We start from the raw sequence: 13,785 nt of genomic DNA on the forward strand, positions 1-13,785 counted from the left end.
GGCAAAGCTCATGGCCAGACACACGCGGACGCCCTTGTGAACCCTGTCCTTTTTTCCGGCGCCGTAGTTCTGTCCAACGAATGTGGTAACGGAGATGCCGAAGGCGTTGATGATCATCCAGAACACGCTGTCGATCTTTCCGTATGCAGTCCAGGCGGCGATGGTATCGGTTCCGAGCGCATTGACGCTGGACTGGATAATCACGTTGGAGGCGGAGTACATGACAGACTGAAGACCCGCGGGGAATCCGATCTGGATAATCCGCTTCAGCATGTCCAGATCCAGCCGAATAGACCGGGGGATCAGATGGTATGACTCCTTTGTCTTCATCAGCACGATGATGACCAGCACGGCGCTGATCAGCTGGGAGATGATGGTAGCCAGCGCGGCTCCCATGACGCCCATATGCAGGAAGACGACGAAAACGATATCCAGTACAATGTTGGTAAAACAGCTGGCGATCAGGAAGTACAGCGGCCGTTTCGAGTCCCCGATCGCCCGCAGGATACCGGCGCCCATGTTATAGATCAGGTTGCCGATGACTCCCAGAAAATAGATTCGCATATACAAAACCGCGTGATTTAATATATCATCCGGTGTTCCCATGGCGGATAAGGCCCACGGCGCGCCTGCCACACCGATGACCATGAGGACAATGCCTCCCACGATGGAAAATGCTATTGACGTATGTACCGCCCTGCTCACCCGGTCCGGCTGTTTCGCACCGTAAAACTGGGATATAATTACGGTGGCACCGGAAGAAAGTCCTACGAAGAACCCCACAAGAAGATTGATCAGGGTTCCCGTAGGACCTCCTACGGCTGCCAGCGCTTCCTTTCCAACGAACCGCCCTACAATCACGGCATCGGCGGTGTTATAGAGCTGCTGGAAGAATGTTCCAAATAAAATTGGAAAGAAAAACAGAAGAAGCTGTTTCCAGATCACTCCTTCTGTAATTTGATTCTGCCCCATGACACTCTGTGTCCTGCTTTTCTGACTCATATCCCGTTCCTCTTACTGTAAAATAATTATGTATTCTGATCTCATTATACAGGGAGAAAAGAGAAAACACAATCCCCATACCATATTCTTATTTTGCAATTTCGGCTTTGGTCAGCGCCGTGTCGACTGCTTTTAAGAGGACGGTGGATGTGTAGCGTGTCTCATCGGAGTAGGAGATGTTTTTGGTGGACTGATTTTTTACAATCTGCTCCGAAAGAGTGTCCATGGCCGGCTGCATCAGCGGATACATGGTGGTGACCGCTTCGCTTAAGGGAACGAGGGTGACCGATGTAATTTTATCCGCATCCACGGTTACCTGTACGTTGACATCCTGATTGTTCAGCGTGATCGCGGAAGAGTAAACTCCGGGCACATAGGTGGCCACTTCTCCGGAAGTGGGAACGGTATCTTTTTTCGGCCGGAACATGATGAGAAACAGGGTGATTAACAGTATTCCGAGGCCGACAAAGATGGCGGTGTAGATGATTTCTTTCATCCGCAGTACAACAATTTTTGTTTTAGAGCTCATATTAAAATAAGGTCCTCCGAACGGGTTTTGATATAGTGTATTCTGCTTGGGGGCGGTTTATGAATAGATGGCAAAAGAGAACTGTTGTTCTGAAAACGATGGACTTGTACATCAAAATATAGTAAAATGTAGTTAAATAGCCACTAAAATGCGAAAGGCCTGAGAGGGAAGGAGCAACACGAAAGATATGTCCATACAGTTATTAACAGGCGGTTCCGGTTCCGGAAAGACACACCGCCTGTATACCGATTTAATCAGGGATTCCATTGAGAATCCGGACACGAAGTATTTTGCCATTGTCCCGGAGCAGTTTACCATGCAGACACAGAAGGAGATTGTGACGCTGCATCCGAACCATGGTGTGATGAATATTGATATTGTCAGCTTCCAGCGTCTGGCGTACCGAGTTTTCGAGGAGCTTGCCATCGTAAATCCGGACGTCCTGGACGATATGGGAAAATCCATGATTTTGAGAAAGGTGACAGGAGGTAAACAGAAGGAACTGCCGCTGTACCAGTCCCATCTGAATCAGAACGGCTTTATCGGCCAGTTAAAATCCATGCTTTCAGAGCTTTACCAGTACGGCATTACGCCGGAAATGCTGGACGCGAAGATCCCGGAGACCACCAGCCCCATGCTCCGCCAGAAGCTGGAGGATATTTCCGTCATTTATAAGGCGTTTAAGGAGTATATCAAGGACCGCTATATTACGACGGAGGAGATTCTGGATGTGCTTTGTAAGCACCTGCCGGAATCGAGGCTGATCAAAGACAGTGTGATCACTCTGGACGGCTACACGGGCTTTACTCCGGTCCAGTACCGCCTGCTGGACCTTTTTCTCCGTTACAGCCGCCGGGTGATCGTGACTGTGACCATCGATCCATCCGTGGCGGAGCGGGGAAAGGGGGGCGTGCAGGACTTATTTCACATGAGCAGCGAGATGATGGATAAGTTAAACGCACTGGCCCGCCAGAATCACGTAAAGCGGGAACCGGATATCGTTCTCGACGACCATCCGGCTGTCCGGTACCGCAGCGGAGTAAAGCAGCGGGTGGAGATGCCGGAGGAGCAGCAAATGGAGCCGCCGGCAGAACAACCGGGGAAGCAACCTGTGGCTCCGGATGCGCTGGCAGCAGACACGCCGTCCCATTCGGCGCTTGATTTTCTGGAGCAGAACTTATACCGCTACAGCGGCCGTGTGTATTCCGGCAAAGCGGAGGAGATCCGCCTGGTGCAGGCGGTGAATCCGGCCGGGGAGATATCCCACGTGGTCCGGCAGATCGGAAAACTGCTGCGCGAGGGATACCGGTACCGTGACATGGCCGTAATCACCGGCGACATCGGAAGCTTTGCAGGAGAGCTGATCCATCAGTTTGATGCGTCGGAGATTCCGTACTTCCTGGATGACAAAAAGAGCATCCTGAAAAATCCCATGGTCGAGCTGGTGCGCGCGGCGCTGGAGACGATTCAGAAGGATTTTTCCTACGAATCCGTGTTCCGCTACTTGAGAACCGGTCTTGTGACGAAGCCGGAGGATGAACGCAGGCTGGACCGCCTGGAGAACTACGTGATCGCCATGGGAATCCGGGGATTAAAGCGTTGGAATACCACCTGGGAGGGCTGGTACCGCGGCGGCAAGGATTTAAATTTAGAGGAGTTAAACCAGCTCCGGGAAGAGATTATGGCGCCTCTCACGGCGTTTATCGAGGCGTTCCGGGAAGAGGGAAGGACGGTGCGCACCATGACGGAGGCCGTGGTCCGGCTTCTGGAGGCGCTCTCGGTGGAGGAGAAGATGCTGGCCAGAGAGGCCTCATTTCGGGAACAGGGAGAGTTTGGACTTGCTAAAGAATACGGTCAGGTGTACGGCCTCGTCGTCGATCTGATGGACCGTCTCGCCAGGCTCTTAGGGGACGAGAAGGTGAGCCGCAGGGAGTACGCGGAGATTCTGGACGCGGGCTTTTCCGAAATCAAGGTAGGTCTGATCCCGGCGGCCGTGGACCGGATCGTGGTGGGCGATATTACGAGAACGCGTCTCGACCATATCAAGATTCTGTTTTTTATCGGTGTAAACGATGGAATCGTGCCGCAGAAGAAGGAAAACAGCAGTCTGTTTACGGATAAGGAGCGGGAATTTTTAGGCAGCCATCACATTGAGCTGGCGCCCACCGTACGTGTGGAGAGCTTCCGTCAGCGGTTCTATCTGTATCTCGCTTTAACGAAGCCGGCGGAACGGCTTTATCTCTCCTTCTCGGCCATGGATGCGTCGGGAAAGAGCCTGCGGCCATCGATATTGCTGGGTGAGTTAAGAAAGCTGTTTCCGCAGCTGACCGTCGTGGCCGCATCGGATGAAGCGGCCGGCGTGCCGCTCTCCATCCGGGAAGCCAGGGGACGGTTGACCCACGGCCTTCGGAACTTCGAGATGACCCGGGAGGATTCGGAATTCTTGGAGCTGTTCCGCCATTTTATGATGGATGAGGAGCAGAGAGAGAACGTAAAAAGACTGGTAGATGCGGCATTTTACGCCTATGAAGAGCGTGGAATCGGGAAAATGGCGGCGAAGGCGCTGTACGGCACGGTGCTGGGCGGCAGTGTCACGAGGCTGGAACAGTACGCGTCCTGTGCCTATGCCCATTTCCTGAATTACGGTCTGGAGCTGGCAGAGCGCCAGCAGTATGAGCTGGCTGCTATGGACATCGGGAATCTCTTTCACGATTCCATCGACCTCTGTTTTAAGAAGATGAAGGAACAGGGAGGCGACTGGAAGACGATCGGGGAAGACGAGAGAAAGGCTCTGGTGCATACCGCCGTGACTGAGGTGACTGAGGAATACGGGAATACGATTTTAAAGAGCTCTGCCAGAAATGCCTATCTGGCCCGCAAGGTGGAGAAGATTACGGACCGTACCATATGGGCGCTGGCGGAGCAGCTGAAGAAAGGCGATTTCATGCCGGTAGGATTCGAGGTGTCCTTCTCGGCCGCCGATAATCTGAAGGCCATGAAAATCGCTCTCTCCGAGGAGGAGGCGCTTCATTTGAGGGGACGAATCGACCGTATGGACTTGTGCGAGGATGAGGAACACGTCTATGTGAAGATCATCGATTATAAATCCGGCGGGACTTCCTTTGATCTGACTGCACTTTATTACGGTCTGCAGCTGCAGCTGGTGGTCTATATGGACGCGGCCATGGAGATGGAGGAACGCCGCAATCCGGACAAGGCTGTAATCCCGGCCGGTATTTTCTATTATAATATCAACGACCCGGTGATCGACCGGGAAGGTGACATGACCCCGGAGGCCATCGACAGGCGGATTCTAAAGGAACTGCGTATGAACGGCCTGGTAAACAGCGAGCTGGAGGTCATCAGCCATCTGGATCACGAGATTGAGACGGAATCCGATGTCATCCCGGTGGCGATGAAGAACGGCCTGATCCAGGAGGCAAAGTCGTCCGTAGCGGGAGGAAACCGGTTCTCGGCCTTAAAACGCTATGTCAACGAGAAGCTGAAGACCGAGGGACGTGAGATCCTGGAAGGGGCCGTGGCGGTGAACCCGTACAAGCAGGGAAATAAGACGGCCTGCGACTACTGCCCGTACCATGCGGTGTGCGGCTTCGATTTAAAAACCTCCGGATTTGGCTTCCGCAAATTCAAACCACTGAAATCAGAAGAAATATGGCCGGAGATAGAAGGAGAGCAGCAGGATGGCGATTAACTGGACAAAAGAACAGAAGGCGGTCATTGAAAGCAGAAACCGCAATCTTCTCGTTTCCGCGGCAGCGGGCAGCGGAAAGACAGCGGTTCTGGTGGAGCGGATTATCCGCATGATCACGGAGGGAGAGAATCCCCTGGACATCGATCAGCTTCTGGTTATGACATTTACGAAGGCGGCGGCGGATGAGATGCGGGAGCGCGTCCTTCTGGCCGTCGATGAAAAATTGAAGGAGGACCCTGAAAACGGTCATCTGCAGATGCAGGCGGCCATGATTCCCTACGCCCGGATTACGACCATTGACAGCTTCTGTCTGGGAATCATCCGGGAGCACTATAACCAGCTGGACATCGATCCGGCTTTTCGTGTGGGGGATGAAGGGGAACTCCTCCTGCTTCGCGGCTCCGTGATGGAACAGCTGCTGGAGGACTACTATGAGGCCGGGGATGAGGAATTTTCCCGGTTTGTGGAGACGTATGCCACCGGCAAATCGGACCGGGGCATCGAGGATCATATTATGGCTGTCTATAACTTTTCAGGAAGCAATCCGTGGCCGGAAAAATGGCTGGAGGCCTGCGAAAAGGAACTGGAGGACTACGAGGAGGGAAGCGACGACCGGCTTATGGAGACGGAGTGGATGCGTTTCCTGATGTGGGATGTCGCCATGCAGACAGGGGAATTCTGCGCCCAGCTGAAGGAGGCGCTTGCCGTCTGTGACGAGGAAAACGGGCCTGCGGCCTATATCCCCATGCTGACATCGGATTTGCGCATGCTGCAGGCGATCGGGAACGCAAAGGATTACGGCTGCCTTAATGAACTGTTAGGCAGCGCCTCCTTCGACCGTCTGGCCTCCATCCGGAGCAAGGAGATCGACGCGGATAAGAAATCGTTTGTGACCGGATGCAGGGACCGGATAAAGAAGGCGGTCGGAAAACTCCGTGATTTATACTGCTTTGAATCCATTGAGACCGTGGTGCGTGACTTAAAGGGGACCTCGGGGGCGGTGCGGATGCTGCTGAGACTGGCCGGAGAATTTCACGACCGTTACCAGGAAGCCAAGCAGGAAAAGAACCTGATGGATTTCGGGGACCTGGAGCATTACGCGCTGGAGGTGCTTCTGGAAGAGACGGACGAGGGAGAACGAACCCCGTCTGCCGCAGCCGACGAGCTGAGCCGCCAGTTTGAAGAAATCCTGGTGGATGAGTACCAGGACAGCAACGACGTGCAGGAGGCGCTGATCCACGCCATTTCCAGGGAACGGTTCGGGACGCCCAACGTGTTTATGGTGGGCGACGTGAAACAGAGTATCTACAAATTCCGTCTGGCAAGGCCGGAACTGTTTTTAAAGAAATACGAATCTTATCCCAGAGAGGACGGCCTGTATCAGACGATTGAGCTGCACCAGAATTTCCGAAGCCGGGACAGTGTGCTTTCCGGCATTAATGAGGTATTCTATCAGATTATGACGAAAGGTCTGGGCGGAATTCTTTATACGGAAGACGCGGCTCTCCATCCCGGCGCGGTATTTGAACCGACGGAAGAGACGGTTGGAGGAAAACTGGAACTTCACATGGTCAACACGGGAGGCGGCCTGTTAAAACAGCTGGAGGCGGATCCTGCGGACGATTATACGTCCCGCGAGATGGAGGCCAAGCTGATCGCTGCACGGATGAAGGAACTGATAAATCCTGAGACCGGGTTAAAGATCTGGGATAAGAAGGAAAAGCGCTACAGGACCGCCTGTTACGGCGATATGGTTATCCTTCTGCGCAGCTTAAGCGGATTTGCTGAGGATTTCGTCAATATCTTAATGAATGAGGGAATACCGGCCTATGCGGAGCGGAGAACCGGCTACTTTACGGCGATTGAGGTCGAAACGGTGCTGTGCTTCTTAAGCATCATCGATAATCCGATGCAGGATATTCCGCTGGCTGCGGTCTTAAAGTCCCCCATCGTGGGAGCCACGGACGAAGAATTGGCCCGCCTTATGGCTGTTTTCAAGAGAACGGCGAAAAAGGGACAGGACAGGGGAATCTACGGGGCATGGATGTATTATCTGGAAAACTGTCCGGAGGATGAACGGGAGGGAGAGCTTTACAGAAAGCTTGCGGCGTTTTCCGATGAACTGGCAGAGTACCGCCGCATAGCAGGCTATCTGTCTATCCACGAGCTTCTGTATATCATCTATGAAAATACCAGATATTACGATTATATCGCGGCCATGCCAGCGGGAGAGGCGAGACAGGCGAATTTGGACATGCTGGTGGAAAAGGCGTCAGCCTATGAAAAGACCAGCTATTCCGGGCTGTTTCATTTTATCCGCTATATCGAGAACTTAAAAAAATATGACACGGACTTCGGAGAGGCCGCCCTGGCCGGAGACGAGAATACCGTTCGGATTCTGAGCATTCATAAGAGCAAGGGACTGGAATTCCCGGTAGTCTTTCTGGCGGGCATGGGCAAGAAGTTTAATAAACAGGATTTATATGGAAAGATCCTCATTGACCCGGATCTGGGAATCGCCACGGATTACCTGGACTTAGAGCTGCGAGTCAAGACACCGACATTAAAGAAGAATGTCCTTCGGCGCCGCCTGGAGCTGGAGGCATTGGGAGAAGAACTGCGTGTTCTCTACGTGGCTATGACCAGAGCGAAGGAAAAGCTGATTATGACGGGCACGGACCGCTATCTGGATAAGAAACTGGAGCGTTTTTCCGATATTAAGAGAACGGCCGGGCAGATTCCGTTTACCATCCTGTCAACGGCGGATTCGTTTTTGGACTGGCTGCTCATGAGCCTTTCCGGAAAACTGTCGGAGTCGGCGCTTCTGTCGGACGCGGGAGCGGAAACAGGCCTGATGACGGTAAGGTCTTATTCCGTGGCCGATCTGGTAGGCGTGGAGATCGAACATCAGGCGGAAAAGAAGCTGTCTAAGGAAGAACTGCTGAACTTTGACTGCGCCCGTATTTACGATGAAGCGTATGCCGCAGGCATATCCGCGGCCTTTGCATACCGTTATCCCCATACCGCGGACATCGGCCTCCACACGAAGCTTTCCGTATCGGAGCTTAAGAAACAGGGCCAGCTGATCGATGAGGAGGAGAGCACCTTCCTGCCTACGATTCCTGCTTTTCTGCTGGAAGAAAGCGGGAAAAAGGATCAGGGCGGCGGCGCATTCCGCGGAACCGCCTATCACCGTGCGCTGGAACTGTTAAATTTCCCCGGTATGAAAACCATTTCCGATGTGGAGATGGCACTTGATACATTCCGCAGGGAGAAGTACATGGACGAAGAGAGCCTGTCCCTTCTGGATGCCGGGATTTTATGGAATTTCTTAAGCTCCCCCCTTGGCCGGCGCATGAGTGCCGCACAGGCCAAAGGCCTCCTTTACAAGGAACAGCAATTCGTCATCGGAATTCCGGCCCGCGAGATGGAGGTCTGCAGTTCCGATGAGCTCGTCCTGATTCAGGGAATTATCGATGCATATATGGAAGAGGAAGATGGCCTCGTCCTGATCGATTACAAGACCGACCACGTGGTGAGAGGCCGCGAATCCCTGCTGACAGAGCGGTACGGGATCCAGCTGGAGTACTATAAGCGTGCGCTGGAACAGATGACGGGGAAAAAGGTGACGGAGAAGATTATTTATTCGCTGACGCTGCAGGAGGAGATTGTGCTGTGAGATGGGAGGAATCCAGCGGCAGACGGTCGATGGGAAGGCCGAAAGGGAAAGAACTCTGCATAAACAGATCGGTTTTATTGTAGAACATTCATGCTTTTTGCGGTATAATGAAAGTGTATTGATAAAATAGTCAGGATAAAAAAGGATATGGTGATTAGGTTGGCAGCAGGAGGTGAAAAATATAATAGTAAGAAATGAAAGACTTGATCACTGGTTAATATGATATATTTCATGAATCTGCGAAAGGAGAAGGCATCTATGACAACTCAGGTATCGGTAAATAGCGAGGCAAAGGAGAAAGCTGTGGCCAGATTGTATGAATTGCTTGCACTGCAAAGTATGGTTGAACAGCAGTTTAACGGTTATCGTTATAATGTTTTTATCTTTGGCAGTTATTTGACCACCAGGTATGTAGAAGGAAAGAGTGATATTGATATCGCAGTCTATACAAAGGACTTTGAACTGTATAAACGTATGTCACTGTACTTGGAAGAATATTTCAATCATAAAGGAGTAGCCAGTGATATTTTCTATATTGATACGATGATGGAAGCTCCAATTTATTGTGCACCACTTAAATCAGAGGTGCAGTTCACAGATTATTATCCGGAAGAATTAATAAAATTCAGGCAGGCATGTCAAAGAAAGCTGGAAGAAACCAAAGCGAGGATGGTCGGATGAAGTTTAGCGAAGATATTTTAAAACAATTTGATCTGGAGCGGGAAGAAGAAAAAGAACCGGTGAATGTCATGAGGATCAGTGAGATGCTGGACTTTATGAAGTTATGTGCAGAAAGAATTCACCATAAAAGTAAACGGTATATGGAGTGCAGCGACGCTGAAACTAAGATGGACTGCATGGATATTGTAACGGCTAAGCTGAATGATTTTACTCAGGTGTTTAAGGATCTGGTTATTTTTATACGTAAAGAAGAAGGAACATATAAAGGCAGCGCTTCTTTGAGGTATTGTATAGCCGGCTTTGATACATTTGAGTTTGAGGAAACAGATGCGGAAAAGGCATTTTTACGGGAGCTGCTGCTGAGAAATGAAATTACCCATGATTATTTTAACCGCGAGCTTCATCAGCAGAAATTGATATGGCTGATGATGAATTACAGTGGTGGGGCGTTGGATGTATATAGAGATTTAAATGACTACTGTTCGAAACATAATCTGTTGAATAGATATGCTGATAAGAATTTGCAGCCTTGAATTTCATGAGATATTTGAGTAAGTATGTTGTACTATAAGGAGCTGTGGCAAAATCAGATGAATAATCTATTGGAGCATCAGCTCCTTTTCTATGCAAAAAAAACAGAAAGATACTGGTGTTATTCGACTTATTTTATCTAAAAACTATTTAGTGTTGCTAAAATATTTTTATGTGCTACAATAATAATAGATAAAATCTATAAATAAGGGAGCGGGGAAAACATGATACCAGACAACGAAGTAAGGCTGACACAAATGACAAAGACAGCGGGCTGTGCTGCCAAGATTGGTCCGGGGACTCTGGCGGGGGTACTGGAGAATCTTCCAAAGGCTGAGGATCCGAATCTGCTGGTGGGAATCGAGACCTCCGACGATGGAGCCGTATACCGGGTGAATGATGAACTGGCGTTCATACAGACGCTGGATTTCTTCACACCGGTGGTGGACGACCCCTATACGTTCGGCCAGGTAGCGGCGGCCAACGCATTAAGCGATATTTATGCCATGGGCGGAGAACCGAAGGTGGCGCTCAATATCGTGGCCTGGCCCAACTGCGTCAATCCGGCATTTCTCGGTAAGATTCTGGAGGGCGGCGCTTCAAAGGTCGCGGAAGCGGGAGCGGTCCTGGCAGGCGGCCATTCCGTTCAGGATGAGGAGCCGAAGTACGGCTTAAGCGTGACGGGATTCGTCCATCCGGACCGGATTTTTAAAAACTGCGGCGCAAGACCAGGCGATGTGCTGATTCTGACGAAACCACTGGGAACAGGTATCGTCAATACGGCGGTGAAGGCGGATATGGCTTCCGAGGAGGCGAAGGCGGAGGTAATCCGGGTTATGACCTCCTTAAACAAGACGGCCAAGCGCGTGATCGAACAGTTTGACGTGCACAGCTGTACCGATGTGACCGGGTTCGGCTTAGCAGGTCACAGCGTCGAGATGGCGGAAGGAAGCGGTGTGACTCTGGAAATCCATATGTCGGATTTACCGCTTCAGAAGGAAGCTCCGGATCTGGCAAAGATGGGGTTGATTCCGGCGGGAGCTTACAGAAACCGTTTGTTTGTTGAGAATAAGGTTGATTTTGGGGATACAGAGGAGTTTCTGTGTGATATTTTCTGTGATCCTCAGACCTCGGGGGGACTTTTAGTAAGCGTCACACCGGAGGATGGAGAAAAGATAACGGCCGGGCTGCGGGAAGCCGGTTTGGAGACTGCGTTTGCGGTGATTGGCTGTGTGAAGGAACTGGAAGATAAATTCGTGAAACTGAGGTGAGATTATGATCTATCTCGATAATGCCGCTACCTCGTACCAAAAGCCGGAGGCGGTGTATCAGGCGGTACAGGAGGCCATGCACCATATGGGAAACTCCGGCAGAGGGGCTCACGGCGCATCCCTGGATGCGTCCAGGCAGATCTATTCTGCCAGAGAGCTGCTGGCTGAGCTGTTCCATGCGGGAGACCCATCCCGGGTGGCGTTTACGGCCAATTCCACCGAAAGCCTGAATATGGCAGTCTTCGGTCTGTTCGGACCGGGAGATCACGTAATCACCACAATGCTGGAACATAACTCCGTTCTGCGTCCCCTCTATCTTCTGGAAGAAGCCGGACTGGAGCTGACGATTCTTCCCGCTGATCAAAATGGCTGCATCTGCTACGAGGATATTGAAAAGGCAATCAGACCCAATACGAAAGGAATTATCTGTACCCATGCCTCCAACCTCACCGGAAATATGGTGGATATCGGACGGATTGGGCGCTTCTGCAGAAAGATAGGCCTGCTTTTTGTTGTAGATGCTTCCCAGACCGCAGGCGTGTTCGACATTAATATGGAAGAAATGGGAATTGATGTTCTCTGCTTCACCGGACACAAAGGCCTGCTCGGCCCTCAGGGAACGGGAGGAATCTGCGTGCGCCAGGGTGTTGCTGTGAGACCTCTCATTGTGGGCGGAAGCGGAGTCCACAGCTATTCAAAGGCCCATCCGGAGGATATGCCGACTGCTTTGGAGGCTGGAACTTTAAACGGTCACGGAATTGCCGGACTTTACGCGGCTTTACGCTATATTCAGGAAACTGGCATGGAGCAGATCAGGGAAAGAGAGCTTTCTCTGATGAGGCAGTTTTACGATGGGGTGAGAACCATTCCGGGAGTGACCATTTACGGCGATTTTACGGGGCAGAGGGCGCCTATCGTGTCACTGAATATCCGGGATTACGATTCCGGTGAGGTGGCGGACGAGCTGGCGTATCACTACGAGATCTATACCAGGGCAGGCGCCCACTGCGCGCCTCTGATGCATCGGGCGCTGGGGACGGAGAGTACCGGAGCCGTCCGTTTTTCCATGTCACACTTTAATACGGAAGCCGAGATCGACGAGGCTGTCCGCGCGGTACATGAAATTGCAGATGGCTAGAGCCTGTTTGAAAATTCATTCCTTCCATCTGCACGCCCCATTTCGCGGGCGATTTGCCCCGAATTCACTTAACGTAGCCCACTACGCCGCGCTCATTCGGGACAAATCTCCCACAAAATGTGACGTACATTTGACAGAAAGCAATTTTCAAACACGCTCTACTGCTGTATTGCACTATTACCGTGTTATTCATGCAATGAAGTAATAGAATTCCGGCTTCTGACAGGGGGAAATGTCTATGAATCTGAAACAACTGGAGGCCTTTGTCTGCGTGGCAGAGGTGAAAAGCTTTTCTCAGGCCGCCAAGAAACTGTATTTGACCCAGCCTACGGTCAGTGCCCATATCCATTCGCTGGAAAAGGAGCTGGGTGCCAGGCTGTTTATCCGCACGACGAAGGACGTGGAATTGTCACCGTCCGGGGAACTCCTTTATGACAATGCCAGAAAAATGCTGCAGCTGGAGAAAAATATTCTCCGCGATTTTACGAGGACCGATACGCCGGGCGCTCAAAAGATAACGGTGGGAGCCTCCACCGTTCCAGGGCAGTATATTCTTCCCCAGATCCTTTCCCTGTTTTCCAGGACGTATCCCGGTAATCAGCTGGAATTAATGGAGGCGGACAGTCTGGAAGTAGTCCGAATGGTGTTGGATGGGAAGGTGGAGATCGGCTTTACCGGCACGCGGCTGGAGGATCCGACCTGTGTGTTTGAGCCATTTTATTACGACCGCCTTGTGGTGGTTACGCCAAATGTGGAAACATACCGGCAATATGAGAAGACCGGTTTTCCCATGGAACGTTTCTATGAGGAGAAATGGATTGTCCGGGAGGACGGATCCGGAACGCGAAAGGAAACGGAACAGTATTTGAAGGAACACGGCGTAGATTTAAAACGCATGAATGTGGTAGCCACAATAAGCAATCAGGAGACCATTAAAAAATCGGTCAGCACCGCCATGGGAATTGCCATTATCTCCAGTGCCGCGGTGGAAGATTATGTGGCTCAGGGACAGCTTCTGCGTTTTCCTCTGGCAGAGGGCGATATTTACCGAAAACTTTATATGGTCTGGAGTAAGAGCAATAAGCCTGGCAAGGCGGCCCGGCTGTTCATACAGTTTGTTAGGGAACTGTATGCTTACTTATAGATAAAACCTATAAGCGTAATACGATTATCAATTAGACAGAGGTCCCTTTCTTTGCTACACTGATTTCATAAAATTTACGTAACAATTCAGAGCGGCTG

The 13,785-nt window shown here is 51.3% G+C and carries 10 protein-coding genes; 8 read left to right on the forward strand and 2 right to left on the reverse strand.

The annotated features are described in order from the left end of the window. Together ACLTD4_RS21715 and ACLTD4_RS21720 are read right to left on the reverse strand one after the other, a co-directional pair. Positions 1 to 1,002: MATE family efflux transporter (locus ACLTD4_RS21715; RefSeq protein WP_412331557.1), on the reverse strand; the 1,002-nt coding region annotated here is incomplete at its 3' end. An 88-nt stretch (positions 1,003 to 1,090) separates the two neighbouring features. Continuing rightward, the gene (locus tag ACLTD4_RS21720) at positions 1,091 to 1,531 is read right to left on the reverse strand and encodes a hypothetical protein (RefSeq protein WP_002602667.1); all 441 of its coding nucleotides are present in this window, start codon (positions 1,529 to 1,531) and stop codon (positions 1,091 to 1,093) included. Positions 1,532 to 1,718: 187 nt separating this feature from the next. On the opposite strand from ACLTD4_RS21720, the gene ACLTD4_RS21725 reads away from it, so the two are divergent. The 8 genes from ACLTD4_RS21725 to ACLTD4_RS21760 all read left to right on the forward strand — a co-directional run bounded on the left by ACLTD4_RS21725 (position 1,719) and on the right by ACLTD4_RS21760 (position 13,687). Beyond that, positions 1,719 to 5,243, forward strand: a complete 3,525-nt coding sequence (locus ACLTD4_RS21725) for a PD-(D/E)XK nuclease family protein (protein WP_117621227.1) — start codon at positions 1,719 to 1,721, stop codon at positions 5,241 to 5,243. Beyond that, on the forward strand, positions 5,233 to 8,922 hold the full coding sequence (gene addA, locus ACLTD4_RS21730) for a helicase-exonuclease AddAB subunit AddA (protein ID WP_117621226.1): 3,690 nt from the start codon (positions 5,233 to 5,235) through the stop codon (positions 8,920 to 8,922). Before ACLTD4_RS21725 ends, addA begins: the two co-directional genes overlap by 11 nt. Before the next feature lie 258 nt (positions 8,923 to 9,180). Further along, positions 9,181 to 9,603 carry a nucleotidyltransferase domain-containing protein gene (locus ACLTD4_RS21735; RefSeq protein WP_117621225.1) on the forward strand — a complete coding sequence of 141 codons (423 nt, stop codon included), beginning with the start codon at positions 9,181 to 9,183 and terminating at the stop codon, positions 9,601 to 9,603. Beyond that, positions 9,600 to 10,136, forward strand: coding sequence for a hypothetical protein (locus ACLTD4_RS21740; protein WP_055659394.1), 537 nt, complete (start codon positions 9,600 to 9,602; stop codon positions 10,134 to 10,136). The genes ACLTD4_RS21735 and ACLTD4_RS21740 overlap by 4 nt, the downstream gene beginning before the upstream one ends. A 222-nt stretch (positions 10,137 to 10,358) precedes the next feature. Continuing rightward, positions 10,359 to 11,405 (forward strand): selenide, water dikinase SelD, encoded by a 1,047-nt coding sequence (gene selD / locus ACLTD4_RS21745; protein ID WP_117621224.1) that lies wholly within the window; start codon positions 10,359 to 10,361, stop codon positions 11,403 to 11,405. Between the two features lie 4 nt (positions 11,406 to 11,409). Continuing rightward, positions 11,410 to 12,543 (forward strand): aminotransferase class V-fold PLP-dependent enzyme, encoded by a 1,134-nt coding sequence (locus ACLTD4_RS21750; RefSeq protein ID WP_412331558.1) that lies wholly within the window; start codon positions 11,410 to 11,412, stop codon positions 12,541 to 12,543. Further along, positions 12,536 to 12,748, forward strand: coding sequence for a DUF6783 domain-containing protein (locus ACLTD4_RS21755; protein WP_412331560.1), 213 nt, complete (start codon positions 12,536 to 12,538; stop codon positions 12,746 to 12,748). The genes ACLTD4_RS21750 and ACLTD4_RS21755 overlap by 8 nt, the downstream gene beginning before the upstream one ends. Positions 12,749 to 12,781: 33 nt before the next feature. Next, on the forward strand, positions 12,782 to 13,687 hold the full coding sequence (locus tag ACLTD4_RS21760) for a selenium metabolism-associated LysR family transcriptional regulator (protein ID WP_055659387.1): 906 nt from the start codon (positions 12,782 to 12,784) through the stop codon (positions 13,685 to 13,687). Positions 13,688 to 13,785: the final 98 nt, after the last annotated feature.

The sequence above is a fragment of the Hungatella sp. genome, from assembly GCF_046966825.1.